General features: G+C 62.5%; 15 protein-coding genes. 11 read left to right on the top strand and 4 right to left on the bottom strand.

Annotated elements, in window-relative coordinates; genetic code table 11:
* The 3 genes from cysC to O7A70_RS29240 all read left to right on the top strand — a co-directional run.
* The coding region (cysC, locus tag O7A70_RS29230; RefSeq protein WP_337143439.1) for an adenylyl-sulfate kinase at positions 1 to 407 on the top strand (407 nt) is incomplete at its 5' end.
* A gap of 10 nt (positions 408 to 417) precedes the next feature.
* Positions 418 to 1,218, top strand: a complete 801-nt coding sequence (gene cysQ, locus O7A70_RS29235) for a 3'(2'),5'-bisphosphate nucleotidase CysQ (protein WP_337143440.1) — start codon at positions 418 to 420, stop codon at positions 1,216 to 1,218.
* A 54-nt stretch (positions 1,219 to 1,272) separates the two neighbouring features.
* Positions 1,273 to 2,529: an O-antigen ligase family protein gene (locus O7A70_RS29240; RefSeq protein ID WP_337143441.1), complete on the top strand. Its 1,257-nt coding sequence runs from the start codon at positions 1,273 to 1,275 to the stop codon at positions 2,527 to 2,529.
* A 72-nt stretch (positions 2,530 to 2,601) separates the two neighbouring features.
* On the opposite strand, the gene O7A70_RS29245 is transcribed toward O7A70_RS29240, so the two are convergent.
* The 4 genes from O7A70_RS29245 to O7A70_RS29260 form a co-directional block, all read right to left on the bottom strand.
* Positions 2,602 to 3,744 carry a DegT/DnrJ/EryC1/StrS family aminotransferase gene (locus O7A70_RS29245; protein ID WP_337143442.1) on the bottom strand — a complete coding sequence of 381 codons (1,143 nt, stop codon included), beginning with the start codon at positions 3,742 to 3,744 and terminating at the stop codon, positions 2,602 to 2,604.
* 230 nt (positions 3,745 to 3,974) lie between these two features.
* A complete protein-coding gene (locus O7A70_RS29250) occupies positions 3,975 to 4,898 on the bottom strand; it encodes a carbohydrate kinase family protein (protein WP_337143443.1) in 924 nt (307 codons plus the stop codon).
* On the bottom strand, positions 4,895 to 5,341 hold the full coding sequence (locus O7A70_RS29255) for an RbsD/FucU family protein (RefSeq protein WP_337143444.1): 447 nt from the start codon (positions 5,339 to 5,341) through the stop codon (positions 4,895 to 4,897). The genes O7A70_RS29250 and O7A70_RS29255 overlap by 4 nt, the downstream gene beginning before the upstream one ends.
* Positions 5,342 to 6,568 (bottom strand): ROK family transcriptional regulator, encoded by a 1,227-nt coding sequence (locus O7A70_RS29260; protein ID WP_337143445.1) that lies wholly within the window; start codon positions 6,566 to 6,568, stop codon positions 5,342 to 5,344.
* 269 nt (positions 6,569 to 6,837) lie between these two features.
* Between O7A70_RS29260 and O7A70_RS29265 the strand changes: the two genes are divergently transcribed.
* From O7A70_RS29265 to O7A70_RS29300, 8 genes are all read left to right on the top strand, one after another.
* Positions 6,838 to 7,815 carry a sugar ABC transporter substrate-binding protein gene (locus tag O7A70_RS29265; protein WP_442921021.1) on the top strand — a complete coding sequence of 326 codons (978 nt, stop codon included), beginning with the start codon at positions 6,838 to 6,840 and terminating at the stop codon, positions 7,813 to 7,815.
* A 155-nt stretch (positions 7,816 to 7,970) separates the two neighbouring features.
* On the top strand, positions 7,971 to 9,032 hold the full coding sequence (locus O7A70_RS29270; RefSeq protein WP_337143446.1) for an ABC transporter permease: 1,062 nt from the start codon (positions 7,971 to 7,973) through the stop codon (positions 9,030 to 9,032).
* On the top strand, positions 9,029 to 9,811 hold the full coding sequence (locus O7A70_RS29275) for an ATP-binding cassette domain-containing protein (RefSeq protein ID WP_027146641.1): 783 nt from the start codon (positions 9,029 to 9,031) through the stop codon (positions 9,809 to 9,811). Before O7A70_RS29270 ends, O7A70_RS29275 begins: the two co-directional genes overlap by 4 nt.
* A 133-nt stretch (positions 9,812 to 9,944) precedes the next feature.
* The gene (locus O7A70_RS29280; protein ID WP_337143447.1) at positions 9,945 to 12,407 is read left to right on the top strand and encodes a glycogen/starch/alpha-glucan phosphorylase; all 2,463 of its coding nucleotides are present in this window, start codon (positions 9,945 to 9,947) and stop codon (positions 12,405 to 12,407) included.
* A 105-nt stretch (positions 12,408 to 12,512) separates the two neighbouring features.
* The gene (glgB, locus tag O7A70_RS29285; protein WP_337143448.1) at positions 12,513 to 14,726 is read left to right on the top strand and encodes a 1,4-alpha-glucan branching protein GlgB; all 2,214 of its coding nucleotides are present in this window, start codon (positions 12,513 to 12,515) and stop codon (positions 14,724 to 14,726) included.
* 51 nt (positions 14,727 to 14,777) lie between these two features.
* Entirely contained in the window at positions 14,778 to 16,043 is a 1,266-nt protein-coding gene (glgC, locus tag O7A70_RS29290) for a glucose-1-phosphate adenylyltransferase (protein WP_027146638.1), read from the top strand.
* Positions 16,044 to 16,121: 78 nt separating this feature from the next.
* The gene (gene glgA, locus O7A70_RS29295; protein WP_337143519.1) at positions 16,122 to 17,567 is read left to right on the top strand and encodes a glycogen synthase GlgA; all 1,446 of its coding nucleotides are present in this window, start codon (positions 16,122 to 16,124) and stop codon (positions 17,565 to 17,567) included.
* 3 nt (positions 17,568 to 17,570) lie between these two features.
* Positions 17,571 to 19,199 (top strand): alpha-D-glucose phosphate-specific phosphoglucomutase, encoded by a 1,629-nt coding sequence (locus tag O7A70_RS29300; RefSeq protein ID WP_337143449.1) that lies wholly within the window; start codon positions 17,571 to 17,573, stop codon positions 19,197 to 19,199.
* Positions 19,200 to 19,563 lie beyond the last annotated feature (364 nt).

Consider the following 19,563-nt stretch of genomic DNA (forward strand, 5'->3'; position numbering starts at 1 on the left):
GATTCACCGACGCCGATCGCGTCGAGAACATTCGCCGCGTCGCCGAAGTGGCCAAGCTGATGGCGGACGCCGGGCTGATCGTCATCGTCTCCTTCATTTCGCCGTTCAGAGCCGAGCGGCGCATGGCCAGGGAATTGATGGCCAGTGGCGAGTTCATCGAAGTCTTTGTCGACACGCCTTTCGAGGAATGCGCCAGGCGTGACCCGAAGGGTCTCTATGCGCGCGCGCTGAATGGCGAAATCAAGAATTTCACCGGTGTCGATTCTCCATATGAAGCACCGGAGAAACCGGAGATCCACCTGAAGACGCTCGGCAAGTCGCCTGAAGAGATGGTAGATGCCCTGGAACACTGGCTGAACGAGCGTGACATTGCGGAAGATCAATATGACAATGGCGGCGGCATCTGACGACACGTCGATGCTTGAGATCTTCGAGCGGCTGGCGCTAGCGGCCGGGCGTGAGGTCATGCGTGTGTTCCAAGCCGGCTGCGCGGTCGACCGCAAATCGGATTCCTCGCCGGTGACCGAGGCGGACCGCGAGAGCGAGAAGATCATCCTCGCCGGCCTGCGTACGGAATTCCCCGACATTCCCTGCGTGGCCGAGGAGGAGGCGGCGGCCGGTGTCATGCCGGGCGACCTTGGCGAGGCCTTCTTCCTCATTGATCCGCTTGACGGCACCAAGGAATTCGTGAACCGGCGCACCGACTTCACCGTCAACATCGCGCTTATCCGCCATGGCGTGCCGGAAGTCGGCGTTGTCTTCGCGCCATGCAGCGGCCGCTTCTTTTCCGGTCTGCCGGGCAGGGCGGAAGCCCTCGAAATCGATGGCGACTACCAGATCGTTTCTCGCCGGTCGATTTCGGTGAGAACGGCCGCGACGCCGCTGGCCGTGGTTGCCAGCCGCTCGCACAACACGCCTGAAACCGAAGCCTATATTCGCGACCTTGGTGCCGCCGAGATCGTCTCGGTCGGTTCGTCGCTGAAATTCTGCCTTCTCGCCAATGGCGAGGCGGATGTCTATCCGCGCTTCGGCCGCACCATGGAATGGGACACGGCGGCGGGTGACGCGGTGCTGCGCGCCGCCGGTGGCACGACACGCACGCTGGACGGCAAGCCCTTGGCCTATGGCAAGCGCAACCAGGCCGATGACGAGGACTTCGCCAATCCGCATTTCATCGCCAGCGGCAGGGTTGCAACCGCAGGACGTATCGAACGTTGAGGTGCCTTCGCCGATAACCTATCCTGTATAGGCGTTCCCTGAGTCGGTAGTTGAATGTCCTTTTTTCAGAAATGCCATGCCGTCATTCTGGGCGGGTTTCCGGTATGGACCAGCAATCGCGACGAAATAGTCCTCAGGATGTTGCTGGGCCTCTACGCCCTCTCTCCCGCCCTTTTCGTCTTCGTCGAAATGTCTCCGACGGCCCTGGCATTTGTCGCGGCACTCATGGGCGCTCTTACCCTTTTGACGAAGGGTGCGCGCTTTGGCAGGGCAACGATAGGCCTCGCCGTAACTCTGGCCCTCTTGTCCGGCTTTGTCCTGTCGAGCGCTCTGTGGTCGGTTAACGCGAGCCGCTCTCTCATGGCGGCGAGGGACCTGTTTGGCTACTCGGTCGCCGCCATCCTGCTGTTTGAGTGCATTCTGGCGCTTCCGGGCGCTCAACGCGACCGGCTCGCGCGGGTCTCATTGGTCGGCATGTTGATCGGCCTGGTGTCGGTGATGGGTTGGGAACTGTATTTTGCGTTTTTGACCGAAAATCCGCGATTTGTGGAAAATGTTTTCACCCTCCACAAGATCACGGTCTATGGAGCTTTTTTTGCCGTCATGTTTCTTGCCCAGCCGCGGTTCGTCTGGAGGGGGCTTGCGGCTCTCTTTGCCGTGCTGACATTGCTCTACGGCCAATCGACCGGCGTCAATCTGGCGATTATCTTCGTGGCGGTGATGTTTGTCATGCCCGCCAAATACCGCCAGCACGCCTTGGTCGCATTCTTCGCCGTCTATTTGTCTTTTGCCCTGATCGCCCCCTTCGTCGTCTCGCCGCTGTTCGCCTACCTCAAAACCACGGGATGGCTGGCTTTCTATCCAGGAACGTTCGCCGCGCGGCTTGATCTTTGGCAGATGATCTCGCCCCACATTGCGGACCAGCCCGTTCTCGGCCATGGCGCCAATACGATGAGAAACGCGGTCGGGGTTGTGGTGAGTCCCACATATTATGCGCAGGTGGATCTCCCAAGCGCACACAATATCGTATTCGATTTGTGGTACGAGCTCGGAGCGCTGGGCATCATTGTGTATGGGGTGCTCCTGGGCGCGATCATAAGAATGATCGGCGGTTTGCGCGGCCCCTGCCATTTCATAGCCAGCAACTACCTGATCATCGCTGTTGTCGAACTGTCGGTCGACCATCGGATCTGGTTGTCATGGGTGCTGGGCACTTTGGTCTTCACAGCAGGGATCTGCATATTGCAGTGCCGTTCCGTGACCCGGCTGGATGACCGGACCACAAGACGCGCGCCGGCCGTCTCAGAATAACGGCGCGACGCGCCGGCCTGCGCCCCGACCGCTCTAAGCGAACGAGGTGTGTCGGCCTCTGCTATCAGGCGCCTATTCGGCCGCGGCCTGCGCCGAGTTCGAGCCGATATAGTTGCGGATCGTTTCGATGATCCGGTCCTGGTCGGCCTCGCTAAGATAGGGATGCATCGGCAGGCACAGGATGCGTATCGGCAGGTCCTCCGAAACCGCAAGACCGGTCGGCGAGCGCGGGTAGTCGCGATAGGCGATCTGCTCATGCAGCGGCTTGACGTAATAGATGACAGACGGGATGCCTTTTTCGCTCAGATGCGCTTTAAGGCCGTCGCGTTTGGGCGTTTCGATCGCGTATTGCGCCCAGGCCGAACGGCTGCCATCCCGGTTACGGGCCGCGGTGACGATGTCGCCCAGGCCTTCTGCATAGCGCTTGGCTACCACCTGCCGCGCTACCATTTCTTCCTCGAGGATGGCCAGCTTCTCGATCAGGATTGCCGCCTGCAGCGTATCCAGCCGTGAATTGATGCCGACGCGGATGTTGTCGTATTGCGTCTCGCCCTTGCCGTGGAAGGCGAAGGAACGCAGCGTGTCGGCCAAAGCGTCATCATTGGTGAACATCGCGCCACCGTCGCCATAGCAGCCAAGCGGCTTGGCCGGATAGAAGCTGGTCGAGCCGACATGGCCGAACGAGCCGCACATCCTGCTTTCGAGCGAACCACCCATGGACTGCGCGGCATCCTCGATCACCAACAAGCCTTCGCGATTGGCGATAGCCATGATCGCCTCGTAGTCGGCGGCAAGACCGAACAGGTCGACGGGGATGATCGCCTTCGGCTTCAGTCGGCCTTCCTTCTTGATGGCCGCGATCGCCGCCTCGAGGCTGGCGATGTCGATGTTGTAGGTCTTCGGATCGACATCGACGAAAACCGGCTCGGCCTTGGCCAGCGCCACCACTTCCGCCGTGGCGGCGAAGGTGAAGCTCGGCACGAATACCGCGTCGCCCGGGCCGATGCCGGCGGCAAACAGCGGCAAAAGCAATGCGTCCGTGCCGTTGGCGCAGGCGACCACATGCTTGACGCCGACATAGGCGGCGAGCTTCTTTTCGAATTCGGCGACCTGGGGGCCCAAGATATAGCGGCCATCCTCGACAACATGGTCGATCGCGGCTTTCAGCCGGTCGCGGATTCGTTCGCGCTGCGCGCCAAGATCGATGAACTGCATGTCGGCCTCAATACCTGCCAATAACCGGCCCGCTGGTACCAGACTTGGCGCGGCTGAAAAAGCCGGCTGCGGACCGGGCATCGGGTGCAAGTGTCGCAGCCCGTTACCCGTTTTTTGCCGGCGCATTGCCCCAAAAAGCCGGGAATCCGGGCTTGGCGGTGCAATTCAGGCCATTTTTGTCGCGGTTTTCTGGCGCATGGAAACATAAAGTGATCGCTTTCGGGAGCCGATCAGCCGATCTCGTGTCGCCAGGGGGGATTGGCGCCGGCTCGTGATACCGTCACTGCCGCCGCCTTGGCGCCGAGCGCCAATGCTTTGCGGATTGCGTCTTCGGACAGGCTGGAAATCGCCGCCTTCGCCAGCAGGCCTTGCTCATGCAGGGAGGCAAGGATGCCGGCGTTGAACGTGTCCCCGGCGCCGACGGTGTCCACCACCTTGACTGTCTCCGGTATGACGGTGACACGGTGCTGCTTGCTGTAGCCAACGGCACCTTCGCTGCCATGGGTGACGACGATCAGCTTCGGGCCACGTTCGAGCCAATTGCGCACCACATCCTCGTGCGAACCGGCTTCGCCGAACCAGTGGAGGTCTTCGTCCGACAGTTTGACGATGTCGGCCATCGCCATCATCTCCCGGATGCGCCTGAGGTGCTTGGCCTTGTCGGGGATGAAGTTCGGCCGGATGTTGGGATCGAGCATCATCACGCGGGCCTCATGCTCGCGCCGCATGAACTCCTCATAGGCCGAGCCAGCCGGCTCCGAGATCAGGCTGATGGCGCCGAACAGCATCGCCTCGATCTCGCCGCCGAGTTGCGGCAGGTCTTCGATGGTCAGCATGCGCCCGGCCGTGTTCTCGTCATAGAAGGTGTAGGTCGCCTGGCCGTTGTTCAGCCGCACGAAGGCCAGCGTCGTCGGCCGGGGCGAAGTGTGCGCGTAGGTTGAACTCACTTTGCTTGCCCCGAGCGCGTCCCGGAACTGGCCGCCGAACAGGTCCGACGACAGGCCCGAGAAGAAGCCGGCCGGCGCGCCGAGCCGGCCGAGCGCGATCGCCGTGTTGAAAACGGCGCCGCCGACATAGGGAGCAAAGGCCGGCTCACCCTCGGTGGTGGTGCGCGGCAGCATGTCGATCAGGGCTTCGCCGCAGCAGAGGATCATGGCTTCCTGGTCTCCGGCGGATAGATCACGCCCTTGCGGATGATGATGTTGGCGTAAAGCCGCGGCTCGCTTGTCGCGACGATGGCATGCGCCGATCTGACCCGTGCATAGAAGTCGGTGCCGGCCAGCGCAACCACCTTGCGGCCCGGCGCGCGTTTGGCGCAGATCGCCTCCATTTCATGATGGACGGGGTCGGCAAGCGACGGATCGCCTTTCACCGAGGCGCGAAACAGCGCCTCCGGCACGACATCGTCGACCGGAAGCAGCGTCAGTATCGCGTCGAGTACGGGAATGAGGGCATGGCCGTCGGTCCGGATGAGGCGTCTTGCCTGCTCTTGCGCCGGATAGTTCCCGTCGACCAGCGCAATCTCGTCACCATGGCCCATGGCGCGCAACGTCGCCAGAAGCTCCGGACCAAGCAGCGCCGGAATCCCGATCAGCATTCAGGCGCTCCTGGAGATCGTCGTCGAACCGATCAGGAACCGTTCGGAAAGCGGCAGGCTGGCGCCGCCGAGCGCCCGGGCATGGATGCCAACGGTTCCCTCGCGGACGGCCGGAAGTTTCAGCCCTTCGCCGTCGATCGCACCGATTGCCGTCACGACCGCCTCGACCAGCCTCTGACGGACGGCCTTCGGCATCCAGCCGTCGATCACCGCGGCCTCGAAATCGATGACTGAGGACGCTGCCACGATGGCGTAAGCGAGCGCCTGCGAGGCGCTGGCGATCCACTCGTCGAGCTCAGCGCCGATCTCCCCCCAATCCTCGGGTGAGGTCCACAGATACGAGGCCTCGACGCCACGCGCATTGAGTGTTTTTTCGAGCATGGCGATCGAGGCCACGTCGATCAGCTGGGTCGGTTTTCCATCCGGCCCGGGCACGGGCATTGAGCCGAGCGCGCCGGCATTGCCGGTCGGTCCGCCGAAGAGCCGGCCGTTGAGCACGATGCCGCCGCCGGCAAAGGCGCCAATGTAGAAATAGACGAAGTCCCGCGCCGCGCCCGTCTGGCCGAAGACCAGTTCGGCGCCGCAGGCGGAGGTGGCGTCGTTTTGCAGGTAGACCGGAAAATCGCACTGTGCCTGGATGTCGGCCCTGATATCGCGATGGCGCCATTCGTCCATGACGTCGAGCGGCGCGCCGGCGGTGTCGGCCCAGTTCCAAAGTTCGAACGGCATGGCGATGCCGAGTCCGGCAATGCGCTTGTCCTGCGCCGGTGTCAGCTCGCCGCGCATCGTCTTCATGCCCGACGTGACAAACTCGACCGTCTCGCGTGGGGCAGGGTAGCGGTAGGAATGCTGCAGCATGGCGCGCACCTGCCCGAGGAAATCGATCAGCACGAGTTCGGCGCTACGGCGGCCGATCTTGAGGCCGATGAAGAAGGCGCCTTCGGGATTGAGCGCCATGGGGATCGAGGGCTGACCGATCTTGCCACGCAACGGCGCCTGGCGCACGAGCAGGCTTTCTTCCTCCAGTTCGCGCATGATGACCGAGACCGTCTGCGCCGAAAGTCCGGTCATGCGGGCAATGTCGGACTTCGCGAGACTGCCGTGCTGGCGCACCAGCGAAAGCACCAGGCGCTCGTTGTGGTCGCGCATGCCGCTCTGGTTGGTGCCGCGGTGAATAAGGCTCTCGTTCGCTTCGGGCGAACCATGCCTCGCAGTGGCGGTCTCCACCCTGTTCCTCCCGTCGTTTCCCCGGCAATGCTTTTGGGCCAGAATGAGTGAACGACGCAAGGCTGTCAATAATAAATAAGAGTGATTTAATTATTGACAGATGCCTTGGTGTGGTGTTCTTTGAGGGGGCATCCGCGCTGGGAGAAGTCGCTTGGATGCCGTGCGGGTGCCGGTTGGCCGGCACTCGAAAATGGTCCACTGGGAGGAAAATCGTGACCAATACAAAACTGTTGAAGTCCACCGTTTTTGCGGCGGCCGCGCTGGGTCTGATGGCGTTCGCTTCGTCCGCATCAGCCGCCGGCGTCGGCGCCTGCCTGATCACCAAGACCGACACCAATCCGTTCTTCGTCAAGATGAAGGAGGGCGCGACCGCCAAGGCCAAGGAACTTGGCGTCGATCTCAAGACCTATGCGGGCAAGATCGACGGTGACAGCGAGAGCCAGGTGGCGGCGATCGAAAGCTGCATCGCCGATGGCGCCAAGGGCATTCTGATCACTGCGTCCGACACCAAGGGCATCGTGCCGACGGTGAAGAAGGCGCGCGATGCGGGCCTGCTGGTGATTGCGCTCGACACGCCGCTCGACCCGATCGACGCCGCCGACGCGACCTTCGCCACCGACAATCTGGAGGCCGGCAAGCTGATCGGCGCCTGGGCCGCCGCCACGCTGGGCGACAAGGCCAAGGATGCCAAGATCGGCTTCCTCGACCTGACCCCCTCGCAGCCGACCGTGGACGTTCTGCGCGACCAGGGCTTCATGATGGGCTACGGCATCGACGTGAAGGACCCCAACAAGATCGGCGATGAGGTGGATCCGCGCATCGTTGGCCATGATGTGACGAACGGCAACGAGGAAGGCGGCCGCAAGGCGATGGAAAACCTTCTCCAGAAGGACAACACCATCACCGTCATCCACACCATCAACGAGCCGGCAGCGGTCGGCGCCTATCAGGCGCTCAAGGCCGTCGGCCTCGAAAGCCAGGTGCTTATCGTCTCGGTCGACGGCGGTTGCCCCGGCGTGAAGTCGGTCGCCGAAGGCGTCATCGGCGCCACCTCGCAGCAATATCCGCTGCAGATGGCCGCACTCGGCATCGAAGCGATCGCCGCTTTCGCCAAGGATGGCACCAAGCCGAAGCCGACCGAGGGCAAGAACTTCTTCGACACCGGCGTCAATCTCGTCACCGACAAGCCCGCCAACGGCGTCAAGTCCATCGACACCAAGGAAGGCCTCGCCAAGTGCTGGGGCTAATGCCGGCCTGACCGGAACAAAACCGATCGGCCGGGGGCTTGATCCCCGGCCGCATCGGGTGGACGATGCATCACTGTAAACGCGAATAATCCCGGCGACAGACCGGAAGGCGTGGACGGCGTCAGCGCGTGGCTGAAGCCCTACGGGGAGAAAACATGGCTCAAGTTCAGGAATTCGAGAAGGTTCTCTCGGCCAGCGACACAAGCGTGGCCGCTTTCGACGAGCACAAATCAGCCGTCAAGCGCATCCAGCATTTTCTGCATTCGACGCCGGCCGCCGTGCCGCTGATCGTGCTGCTTCTGTCGATTATCATCTTCGGCATCACGATCGGAGGGCGATTCTTCTCGTCCTACACACTGACGCTGATCCTGCAGCAGATCGCCATCGTCGGCATTCTCGGGGCCGCGCAGACGCTGGTCATCCTGACCGCCGGCATCGACCTGTCGATCGGGGTGATCATGGTGATTTCGGCCGTGATCATGGGCAATTGCGCGGTCAGCTACGGCATGCCGAGCGTGCTCGCCGTGGCGATCGGGCTTGCCGCCGGTGCGGCTTGCGGGCTGCTGAACGGGCTGCTGGTCGCCTATATGAAGCTGCCGCCCTTCATCGTGACGCTTGGCACCTGGAATATCGTCATGGCCACGAACTTCATCTATTCGGCCAATGAGACGATCCGCGACACCGACGTCGACAATCAGGCACCGCTGCTGCACCTGTTTGCCATGAGCTTCAAGGTCGGCACGGCGGTGCTGACGCTCGGCGTCATCGCCACGGTCGTGCTCGTGCTGGTTCTTTGGTACGTGCTCAACCACACCGCATGGGGCCGTCATGTCTACGCCGTCGGCGATGACCAGGAGGCGGCGAAGCTGTCGGGCATCCAGACCAAGAAGGTGCTGATGACGGTCTACACCCTTGCCGGGCTGATCGCCGCTTTCGCGGCCTGGGTTTCCATCGGCCGCAACGGCTCGATCTCGCCGTCCGCCGCCGTCACCGACTACAATCTGCAGGCGATCACCGCGACGGTGATCGGCGGTATTTCTCTCTTCGGTGGCCGCGGCTCCATCCTCGGCACCTTGTTCGGCGCCATGATTGTCGGCGTCGTCTCGATGGGCCTCAACATGCTGGGCGCCGATCCGCAATGGAAAGTGCTGCTCACCGGCGTGCTGATCATCGGCGCCGTCGCCATCGACCAATGGATCAGAAAGGTTTCAGCATGACCCAGGAACCCATCCTCACCGCGCGCGGTCTGGTCAAGCGCTATGGCCGCGTCACGGCTCTCGACAATGCCGATTTCGACCTTTACCCCGGCGAAATCCTTGCCGTCATCGGCGACAACGGCGCCGGCAAGTCGTCGCTCATCAAGGCGATTTCCGGCGCGGCCGTGCCGGACGAAGGCGAAATCCGGCTCGAAGGCAAACCCGTCTCCTTCAAGTCGCCGATGGAAGCTCGCGAAGCCGGCATCGAAACCGTCTACCAGAACCTGGCGCTGTCGCCGGCGCTGTCGATCGCCGACAACATGTTCCTCGGCCGCGAGATCCGCAAACCCGGCTTTGTCGGCCAGTGGCTTCGCATGCTCGACCGTCCGGCAATGGAAAAGCGCGCTCGCGACAAGCTCACCGAACTCGGCTTGATGACCATCCAGAACATCAGCCAGGCGGTGGAGACGCTGTCGGGCGGCCAGCGCCAGGGCGTGGCGGTGGCCCGCGCCGCCGCCTTCGGCTCGAAGATGGTCATCATGGACGAGCCGACGGCGGCACTGGGCGTCAAGGAGAGCCGCCGCGTGCTCGAACTGATCCTCGACGTGAAGAAGCGTGGTCTGCCGATCGTGCTGATCTCGCACAACATGCCGCACGTCTTCGAGGTGGCCGACCGTATCCACATCCACCGTCTGGGCCGTCGCCTGTGCGTCATCGACCCCAAGCAATATACGATGTCCGATGCCGTTGCCTTCATGACCGGGGCAAAAACACCCCCGGAGGTGGCATTGGCGGCCTGAACTGCCAAGTTGCCGCAGGGTAAGCAGGCGGGAGTATTCTCTAATCGATTGAAAACATGCTGCAATGCACTAGGATAGGCTGGGAGAAACGGTGAAAGCCGGTATGATCAGGCCAAACCGAACGAGAGGCGATATGACATCCGCCATGACGATCGAAGCCCCCGCTCTCGACAATCCCGATCCCAAGACGCTCGCCGAAGAAGTTTTGATGTCGCTCAAATACCGGGTCGGCAAGGACACCGCCGTCGCGACCCAGTACGACTGGCTGACCGCCTCGATCAAGGTCGTGCGCGATCGCGTCGTCGACCATTGGATGCAGGCGACCAAGGAAGCCTACGACCAGCAGGAAAAGCGCGTCTATTACCTCTCGCTCGAATTCCTGATCGGGCGTCTGATGCGCGACGCGTTTTCCAATCTCGGCCTGATGGAGAATATGCGTGAGGCGCTGTCGTCGCTCGGCGTCGACCTCGACCTGATCGCGGCGCTCGAGCCGGACGCTGCCCTTGGCAATGGCGGCCTCGGACGGCTCGCCGCCTGCTTCATGGAAAGCATGGCGACCGTCGACATTCCCGCGCATGGCTACGGCATCCGTTATGCCAACGGCATGTTCCGCCAGGAAATCCATGACGGCTGGCAGGTCGAACTGCCCGAGACCTGGCTTGACCATGGCAACCCCTGGGAGTTCGAGCGCCGCGAGCGCTCCTTCGAAGTCGGCTTCGGCGGTTCGGTCGAATCAATCACCTCCAGGGAAGGGCGCCTCGAACGCCATGTCTGGAAGCCGAGGGAACATGTTCTGGCGGTCGCCTACGATACGCCCGTGGCCGGCTGGCGCGCCAAGCGCGTCAACACGCTACGACTGTGGTCGGGCATGCCGATCGATCCGATCCTGCTCGACAAGTTCAATGCCGGCGACCACATCGGGGCGCTGGCTGAAAGCAACAAGGCCGATGCGCTGTCGCGCGTGCTCTATCCAGCCGATTCCCACATGGCCGGGCAGGAGCTCAGGCTGCGCCAGGAATACTTCTTCTCGACCGCTTCGCTGCAGGACATCGTCCAGCGCCATCTCAGCCAATATGGCGACCTGAAGTCGCTGCCCGACAAGGCCGCGATCCACCTCAACGACACCCATCCGGCGATCGCCGTGCCTGAACTGATGCGGCTCTTGATGGATGTCCATGGCATGGATTTCGATCTCGCCTGGGACATCACCAAGCGCACCTTCGGCTACACCAACCATACGCTGCTGCCCGAGGCGCTGGAAAGCTGGTCGGTGCCGCTGTTCGAGCGGCTCCTGCCGCGCCACATGCAGATCGTCTACGCCATCAACGCGCAGGTGCTGCTCGAAGCCCGCGCCACCGACCAGTTCTCGGACGAGCAGATCAGCCGCATCTCGCTGATCCAGGAGAATGGCGACCGCCGGGTGCGCATGGGCAATTTGGCCTTTGTCGGTTCGCATTCGATCAACGGCGTGTCGGCGCTGCACACCGAATTGATGAAGAAGACGGTCTTCGCCGACCTGCACAAACTTTATCCCGATCGCATTAACAACAAGACCAATGGCATCACGCCGCGGCGCTGGCTCATCCAGTGCAATCCGGGCCTCACCGCGCTTGCCCGCGAGGCAATCGGCGACCGCTTCATGGATGACATCGAGGCGATCAAGGGGCTCGATCCTCTCGCCGACGACACAGCCTTCCGCGAAAAATTCGCCGCCGTGAAGCGCCAGAACAAGGTGAGGCTTGCCAATCTGGTAGCCGATCGCCTCGGCATCAAGCTCGACCCTTCGGCGCTCTTCGACATCCAGGTCAAGCGCATCCACGAATACAAGCGCCAACTCCTCAACATCCTCGAAGCAATCGCGCTCTATGACCAGATCCGTTCGCATCCCGAGCGCGACTGGATGCCGCGCGTGAAATTCTTCGGCGGCAAGGCCGCGCCTAGCTACCACAACGCCAAGCTGATCATCAAACTGGCCAACGATGTCGCCAGGGTGATCAACAGTGACCCTTCGGTGCGTGGCCTGCTGAAGGTCGTGTTCGTACCGAACTACAATGTCAGCCTGGCCGAGGTGCTGATGCCGGCCGCCGATCTTTCCGAGCAGATCTCGACCGCAGGCATGGAAGCGTCGGGGACCGGCAACATGAAGTTCGCGCTGAACGGCGCGCTGACCATCGGCACGCTTGACGGCGCCAATGTCGAGATCAAGGAGCATGTCGGCGACGACAACATCTTCATCTTCGGCCTCACCACCGAAGAAGTCGCCGAGCGGCGCAACAATGGCTATAATCCGCGCGGCGTCATCGAAGCATCCTCGGAACTGGCGCAGGCGGTCGCGGCCGTTTCGTCAGGCGTCTTCTCGCCCGATGATCCCAATCGCTACCGCGATCTCATCAACGGTCTCTACGACACCGACTGGTTCATGGTCGCGGCGGATTTCGACGCCTATGCCGCCTGCCAGCGCGACGTCGATGCTGTCTGGCGCAACAGCCCGGACTGGTACGCGCGCGCCATCCGCAACGTCGCCCGCGTCGGCTGGTTCTCCTCCGATCGCACGATCCGTCAATACGCGAAAGAAATCTGGAACGTGCCGGTCTGATGTGATTGCATGAGCCACGAACAATGTGGTCCCGGTGATGCGAGTTGAATCCCAACTCACATCGCTGGAAATGAATAGCTGGTGCCCTGGGAGGGACGCTGCCTGATGAGGAAGCCGCGCGCGACCGCTGCGACAAGCGGGCCGGACGGACTGGCGCCAGCCAGCGATGTTGCGGCGATTGTCGCCGGTACGCACGGCAATCCCTTTGCGGTTCTCGGTGTCCAGGAGGCCGGCAAGAGCCTGTTCGCGCGCTGCTTCGTTCCGCACGCGCAGTCCGTCACCGCCTACACGCTGACCGGCATCGAGGCGGGCGAATTGACCAGGCGCGACGACGCCGGTTTCTTCGAGGGCAAGCTGTCGATCAGGAAGCGCCAACCGCTTCGCTACCACGCGCGCAATGCCGGCGGCGACTGGTGGCTGACCGATCCCTATTCGTTCGGCCCGGTGCTCGGGCCGATGGACGACTACTACATCGCCGAAGGTTCGCATCTCAGGCTGTTCGACAAGCTCGGCGCGCATGTCATCGAGCACGAAGGCGCTACCGGCGTGCATTTCGCGGTATGGGCGCCCAATGCCCGGCGCGTCTCGGTAGTCGGCGATTTCAATGACTGGGACGGCCGCCGGCATACGATGCGCGACCGTCGCGACACCGGCATCTGGGAGCTGTTCATTCCCGATATTGGTGCCGGCCGGCCCTATAAATACGAAATCATAGGCCCCGATGGCGTCAGGTTGCCGCTGAAGGCCGATCCGTTCGCCTTCAAGTCGGAGCTGCGCCCGGCAACCGCCTCTGTGACCGCGGTGCCGCCGGCCCATCCATGGGGTGACGAGGCGCATCGCAATTTCTGGCGCAACGCCGACCCTCGGCGCGAAGCCATCTCGATTTACGAAGTCCACGCCGGTTCCTGGCAGCTTCGCGACGACGGCACCTTCCTGTCATGGGATGAACTGGCCGACCGGCTGATCCCCTATGTGGTCGAGGCCGGTTTCACCCATGTCGAATTCCTGCCGATCTCCGAGCATCCCTATGACCCGTCCTGGGGCTACCAGACAACCGGCCTCTACGCGCCATCGGCCCGCTTCGGCGATCCGGACGGCTTTGCCCGCTTTGTCGATGGCGCCCACCGTGCCGGCATCGGCGTCATTCTCGACTGGGTGCCGGCGCATTTCCCTGTCGACGAGCACGGTCTGGTCCATTTCGACGGCACCGCGCTCTACGAGCATGCCGACCCGCGCAAGGGCTTCCACCCGGACTGGAACACCGCGATCTACAATTTCGGCCGCCGCGAGGTGGTGTCGTTCCTCGTCAACAACGCACTATTCTGGGCCGAAAAATACCATGTCGACGGTCTTCGCGTCGACGCGGTCGCCTCGATGCTCTACCTCGACTATTCGCGCAAGCAGGGCGAATGGATTCCCAACGAGAAGGGTGGGCGCGAAAACCTCGAAGCGGTCAGCTTCCTGCAGAAAATGAACAAGGAGCTCTACGGGCACCATCCCGGCGTCATGACCATCGCCGAGGAATCGACTTCATGGCCAAAGGTCTCGGCGCCTGTCCACGAAGGCGGGCTGGGCTTCGGCTTCAAGTGGAACATGGGCTTCATGCACGACACGCTGGAGTATTTTTCCAAGGAGCCGATTTTCCGCAAGCACCACCACAACGAGCTCACATTCGGCCTGACCTACGCCTTCTCGGAGAATTTCGTGCTGCCGCTCTCGCATGACGAGGTCGTGCACGGCAAGGGCACGCTGCTCGGCAAGATGGCCGGCGACGACTGGCAGAAATTCGCGACCTTGCGGGCCTATTACGGCTTCATGTGGGGATATCCCGGCAAGAAGCTGCTGTTCATGGGCCAGGAATTCGCGCAGCGCCGCGAATGGAGCGAGGCGCGCGCGCTCGATTGGAACCTGCTCGATTTCCGCCCGCATCGCGGTGTCTGGCAGACGGTGCGCGATCTCAACTATCTCTATCGTTCACGCCCGGCCCTGCATGGCCGCGACTGCGAGCCGGAAGGGTTTTCCTGGCTGATCGTCGACGACAGCCAGAATTCGGTTTTCGCCTGGGTGCGCAACGCTCCCGGCGGCAATCCGGTCGCCGTCATCTCCAATTTCACACCGGTGCCGCGCGACAATTATCGTGTGCCTCTGCCGAAGGCAGGCAAGTGGCGCGAGATCATCAACACCGACGCTTCCGAATATGGCGGCTCCGGCATGGGCAATGGCGGCGTGGTCGAGGCACGGGCGGAGGGCAAGAGCATTTCGGCAACGATGCTTCTGCCACCGCTGTCGACGATCATGCTTGAACTCGCCGCCGACTGAACTCGTTAAGGCTGGTCAACGCATATAGACGAGTAACTTGGGAGGGTAGGAATGGCAGACTTGAAACGAACCCAGCCGCTGGCCCGCGACGCCATGGCCTATGTGCTGGCCGGCGGGCGCGGCAGCCGCCTCAAGGAATTGACCGACCGGCGCGCCAAGCCGGCGGTCTATTTCGGCGGCAAGACGCGCATCATCGATTTCGCGCTCTCCAATGCGCTCAATTCCGGCATCCGCCGCCTCGGCGTCGCCACCCAGTACAAGGCGCATTCGCTGATCCGCCACCTGCAGCGCGGCTGGAACTTCCTGCGGCCCGAGCGAAATGAGAGCTTCGACATCCTGCCGGCCAGTCAGCGCGTGTCGGAAACGCAATGGTATGAAGGCACGGCGGACGCCGTCTACCAGAACATCGACATCATCGAGGCCTATGGTCCGGAATACATGGTCATCCTGGCCGGCGATCACATCTACAAGATGGATTACGAGATGATGCTGCGCCAGCATGTCGATGCCGGCGCCGATGTCACGGTCGGCTGCCTCGAAGTGCCACGCATGGAAGCGACCGGCTTCGGCGTCATGCATGTCGATGCCAAGGACAACATCATCGCCTTCGTCGAAAAGCCCGCCGATCCGCCGGGAATTCCGGGTAATCCGGAATTCGCCTTGGCCTCGATGGGCATCTACGTCTTCAAGACCAAGTTCCTAATGGAGCAACTGCGCCGCGACGCCGCCGAGCCGGGCTCCAGCCGCGACTTCGGCAAGGATATCATCCCCTATATCGTCACGCACGGTAAGGCGATCGCGCACCGCTTCACCAAGTCCTGCGTGCGTTCGACCGCCGAGAACGAGGCCTACTGGCGCGATGTCGGCACGGTCGACGCCTATTGGGAAGCCAATATCGACTTGACCGACGTGACGCCGGAACTCGACCTCTACGACCGCGACTGGCCGATCTGGACCTATGCCGAGTTGAAGCCGCCGGCAAAGTTCGTCCATGACGAGGACGGCAGGCGCGGTTCCGCCGTCTCGTCACTGGTGTCGGGCGATTGCATCGTCTCGGGCGCTTCGCTGAAGAAAAGCCTGATTTTCACCGGTGCGCGCATCAATTCCTATTCGACGCTGGAGGAGGTTGTCATGCTGCCCGACGTTCATGTCGGCCGGAACGCAAAGTTGAAGCGCGTCGTCATCGACCACGGTGTAAGGATACCGGAAGGGCTGGTGGTCGGCGAGGATCCCGCGATCGACGCCAAGCGCTTCCGCGTCTCGGAAAAGGGTATCTGCCTGATCACACAGGACATGATCAACAAGCTGTCACTTTAGGGTGTTTTGTGCATGTCGTGGTCCCAAAACCGCTACACGGTTCTGGGCGACATGGACCAGGAGCGGATCGTTAAGCGTATGCATGTTCTGTCGGTCACGCCCGAAATCTTCCCGCTGATCAAGACCGGCGGACTGGCTGACGTAACCGGCGCGCTGCCTATTGCGCTCTCGGCCAAGGGCGTGACCATGCGCACGCTCATCCCGGGCTTTCCGGTGGTGATGAACGCCTTCAAGAAAAAGAAGGCCGTCTATCAGTACCCTTTGCTGCAGGGCGGCAAGGCCTCGGTCCATGCCGTCGAGGTCGCCGGGCTCGACCTGTTCGTGCTCGACGCGCCGCATCTGTTCGACCGCCCTGGCGGTCCCTACGGCAACGCCTCGGGCGCCGATTGGCCGGACAATTGGCGGCGCTTCGCGGCGCTGAGCCAGGCCGGCGCCGATATCGCCGGCGGCGCCATTTCGGGCTACCTGCCTGACATCGTCCATGCTCATGACTGGCAGTCGGCGATGACGCTGGCTTATATGCGCTATGGCAAGGCCGTTGGCATCCCGTCGATGATGACCGTCCACAATCTCGCCTTCCAGGGCCAGTTCGGCGCCGGCATCTTCGGCGAGCTCGGCCTGCCGGCCGCGGCGATGGCACTTGACGGCGTCGAATATTATGGCGGTGTCGGCTTCCTCAAGGCTGGCTTGCAGGCGGCCTGGGCGATCACAACGGTGAGCCCGACCTATGCGCAGGAGATCCGTTCGCCGGAATTCGGCATGGGCCTCGACGGTCTCATCAACATGCGTTCAAGCGATCTCCATGGCATCGTCAACGGCATCGATACCGCCATCTGGGATCCGGAGACCGACAAGCATCTGGTATCGACCTATACGGCCGAAACGTTGAAGACCCGGGCGCCCAACAGGGCCGCCGTCGAGGACCGTTTCGGCCTCGACCGCGACGACAGCCCGATTGTCTGTGTCGTCAGCCGGCTGACATGGCAGAAGGGCATGGACATATTGGCGACGGTGGTCGACGGCATCGTCGCGACAGGCGCAAGGCTGGCCATCCTGGGCTCGGGCGACGCGGGCCTCGAAGGCGCGCTGCTGGCCGCGGCCGCACGCCACCGTGGCCGCATCGGCGTCGTCGTCGGCTATGATGAGCAGCTGTCGCACATCATGCAGGGCGGCTGCGACGCCATCGTTATTCCTTCGCGCTTCGAGCCTTGCGGGCTGACGCAGCTTTATGGCCTGCGCTATGGCTGCGTGCCGGTCGTCGCGCGCACTGGCGGCCTTGCCGACACCATCATCGATGCCAATGAAGCAGCAATGGCCGCGGGCGTGGCGACCGGGTTCCAGTTTGCTCCCAACAATGGCGGCGCGCTGCTGCACGCCATCCGCCGCCTGGTCGATGCCCATGCCAGTCCCGCAAGCTTCGAAACCATCCAGCGCCATGGCATGAAGACCGATCTGTCGTGGGACCGAAGCGCCGAAAAATACGTCGAACTTTATCGCCTGCTGCTTTCGAAAAGGGTTGCCTGAAGCATGATACGCACCGTCCCCACCAAGCCCTATTCCGACCAGAAGCCCGGTACGTCGGGACTGCGCAAGAAGGTACCAGTGTTCCAGCAGGAGCACTATGCCGAGAACTTCATCCAGTCGATCTTCGACGCGCTCGACGGATTTGCCGGCAAGACCCTGGTGATCGGCGGCGACGGCCGCTTCTACAACCGCGAGGTCATCCAGAAGGCCATTGCCATGGCCGCCGCCAACGGTTTCGGCAAGGTGATGGTCGGGCAGGGCGGCATATTGTCGACGCCGGCGGCCTCTCATGTCATCCGAAAATACAAGACCTTCGGCGGCATCATCCTGTCGGCCAGCCACAATCCTGGCGGCCCGCACGAGGATTTCGGCATCAAGTACAATGCGGGCAATGGCGGCCCAGCGCCGGAAAAGCTGACCGACGCCATTTTTGCCAAGACCAAGGCGATTTCGAGCTTCAAGACCGCCGACATCGATCCGATCGACATCGATACGGTCGGGACCGTCAAGGCTGGCGGTATGACCATCGAGATCATCGATCCGGTCACCGACTATGCCGAGCTGATGGAGAGCCTGTTCGATTTCGATGCGCTGCGCAAACTGTTCAAGTCGGGCTTTCGCATGCGCTTCGACGCCATGCATGCGGTGACCGGACCCTACGCCAAGGAAATCCTCGAACACCGCCTCGGCGCACCGAACGGCACCTGCCGCAATTTCAAGCCGCTGCCGGATTTCGGCGGCCATCACCCCGATCCCAACCTCGTCCATGCCAAGCACCTCTATGACGAGATGATGGGACCGGACGCGCCGGATTTCGGCGCCGCCTCCGATGGCGACGGCGACCGCAATCTTATCATCGGCAAGGGCATTTTCGTCACCCCGTCGGATTCGGTCGCCATGCTCGCCGCCAATGCCCGCCTGGCACCCGGCTACAAGGAAGGCCTCAAGGGTATTGCCCGCTCGATGCCGACCAGCGGTGCCGCCGACCGCGTCGCCCACAAGCTCGGTATCGGCATCTACGAGACGCCTACTGGCTGGAAGTTCTTCGGCAATCTGCTCGACGCCGGCATGGCGACCATCTGCGGCGAGGAAAGTGCCGGCACCGGCTCCAACCATGTCCGCGAAAAGGACGGTCTTTGGGCCGTGCTGCTGTGGCTCAACATCCTGGCCGCGCGCGGCGAAAGCTGCAAACAGATCGTCACCGAACATTGGGCGACCTATGGGCGCAATTACTATTCGCGGCACGACTATGAGGAGGTCGAGACCGACCGCGCCAATGCGCTGGTCGACGAACTCAGGGCCAAGCTCGGCTCGCTGCCGGGCACCAGCGTGCGTGGCCTGAAGATCGCCAAGGCCGACGATTTTGCCTATCACGACCCCGTCGACGGCTCGACCAGCGAGAACCAGGGTATAAGGGTGCTGTTCGAAGGCGGCTCGCGCGTCGTCTTCCGGCTTTCGGGCACCGGCACTTCGGGCGCGACCCTGCGCGTCTATATCGAGCGCTACGAGCCGGATCAGGCGAGGCACGATCTCGACACGCAGGAGGCGCTCGCCGATCTCATCGCCGCCGCCGACGACATTGCCGGGATCAAGAGCCACACCGGCCGCAACAAGCCCAGCGTGATTACTTGAGGGTGGTGGATGAGGCCTTCCCTTCTCCCCTTGTAGGGTCCGAAGTACGGGGCGAGACCAGTGGCTCGCCCCAGGGCGGTGGATCGGCGCGCAGCGAGACTGTTGAGGGGGCGTGACGGACTGCATGCATTGGAGATTGTCCGAAACCCCTATCCTTTCGTCATCCACGGGCGGAGCAAGGAGCGTAGCGACGCGGCGCAGACCCGAGGATCCATGCCGTGACACGACGGCGTTGCCACGGTGCAGAATTCTGCTGCGCCGCGCTCTTCGATTAAGGTCACGGCATGGATCCCAGGGTCTTCGCGACGGAGCTTCGCTCCTGCTTCGCCCTAGGATGACGAAGTCGGGGAAAGCCCAGCTAGTC

Origin of the sequence: Mesorhizobium sp. Cs1299R1N1 (assembly GCF_037179655.1) — a bacterium.
Lineage (GTDB): Bacteria > Pseudomonadota > Alphaproteobacteria > Rhizobiales > Rhizobiaceae > Mesorhizobium > Mesorhizobium salmacidum.